At 39.8% G+C, this 1,724-nt stretch carries 2 protein-coding genes; both read right to left on the reverse strand.

The features are described from left to right. A partial coding sequence (locus F6K49_RS46170) for a GNAT family N-acetyltransferase (protein WP_293109136.1) occupies positions 1–461 on the reverse strand: 461 nt, incomplete at its 3' end. Between the two features lie 156 nt (positions 462–617). Continuing rightward, complete coding sequence (locus tag F6K49_RS46175) at positions 618–1,487, reverse strand: class I SAM-dependent methyltransferase (protein ID WP_293109139.1); 870 nt, start codon at positions 1,485–1,487, stop codon at positions 618–620. Between the last annotated feature and the right edge of the window lie 237 nt (positions 1,488–1,724).

Genomic DNA, 1,724 nt, shown 5'->3' on the forward strand with positions numbered 1-1,724 from the left:
TACATGACCTTTTGCATCCTAAACCGTTCAAACCCTACCCCATTGAGGAATACAGTCTCCGGTTCAATAATAGTAAATCCCTGTTTGAGAAAGAAATACTTAGAAATTCTGCTAGCTTCAGTATAGATACAATTAACCCCTTGCCTTAACGCTTCATCTTCTAATTGTTGGTAAATCGCTGTAGCATAACCCTGCCGAGAGTAGTCTTTTGCCGTAAACAGTAAATCAATGTGATTAGCGGGATGTAATTGACCAAAAGCCCCCACCTTATTGCCATCAACCGCAACAAGTGTTATTCCCATACTCAGCCGTTTGGTAAACTGGTCGTTATCCTTAGGATAGGATGACCAAATCTCTACTTGTTTACTATTATACGCTTGTGAAGCTATCCCCATGATAGCATTTTTGTAGACATCGAAAACAGCTTTGGCATCTGATACTTGGTAGTTACGGATTAACATCTTGTTCAGAGGTTACTCTTGCCTTTTGCCTATTGCCTTAGTGGTGCGTTACGGTGCGGACTATATCAACGCTGGCTACAAGGTTCAAGATGAGGGCAAGTCCGCCCCTAACGCACCCTACTGGACTCTTGCCTCTTGCCTATTCCCTACTCCCTTTCAATTTAATTTATACCGAGCAGTCCACACTATTTTCCTGAAAAATGGAATATCTCTGAAAATTTTCAACAAACCAAGTTTCTTTTCTGGTTCATCAAGATAAAACCAATCATCAAGGAATTCAATACCGGGATTCCAACTCTCCAAGTCTTTACTGTCTCGAATCCCAAACTTGAACGTAGCATCTTTTCCAAACTGCAAATCCCGTTGTAATTTTCTGTTCATTATTCCTTGCAGAGGGGGCTTTAACCAAGCCGCATTGACAAATTCAGCAATAATTTCACAACCTGGAAAGGTTGATTGCAGTTTCAATACTAATGATTTTACCTCCTCTTCTTGAAGGTACATAAACAGCCCTTCTGCCATAAATAAAACTGAATCAGCCTTCAACTCTTTAATTGCTTCCATCCATTCATAATTCAATACCGAAGACGGAATAAACCGATAGCGTTCAGTTTCTGGCAACAATTTCTTTTTAACCGCTATCACCTCTGGTAAATCTAGGTCATAGAAGATAACTTTTCCGTTATCGATCCGGTGGAAACGAGTATCTAAGCCACAAGCAATATTAACCACAATTCCGTCATGCGATCGCTCCAGGAAATTTCTGACATAATCATCATAGCGTTTGGCGCGCATAGCAATATGAACCACCAAATTTTTCTCTACCTTGCCCTTAGCTAAGCTTTGATAAAGCTTGTTATCTGACTGGGATAATTCAGGATTTAATTTATTAGTAATTTCAACAGCTAATGGATCATCTAAAATTGGATATTTTGACTTGCTCTCTAGGGCATGGCAATACAACGTAATTAGGGATGTTGCTGCTACATCACTGATTTCAGTGTTGAGTAATTTAGGAATTTCCATATAAGTTATCAGCTAATTTTAATTTTTAACAACCAGCAGTGATTATAAGACTGCAAGCTTCGGATTGATCCGGTGGGTGTAACGAGCATCTTGCGTGGAACTGGCATCTTGCCAGTTTCAATATATGTTGCTGAATCATGGAATGATTGGAAAAGTTTTTAGGTGCGCTTCACCTATTAATAATTAAATTCGCCACCGGTCGCACCTGTAGAATGGGCATCTTGCTGTGGAACTGGC

The sequence above is a fragment of the Moorena sp. SIO3I6 genome (genome assembly GCF_010672095.1).

Bases quoted from the DNA above. Each gene is read 5' to 3' on its own strand.
- F6K49_RS46175 (WP_293109139.1), bottom strand. From the start codon at position 1,487: ATGGAAATTCCTAAATTACTCAACACTGAAATCAGTGATGTAGCAGCA.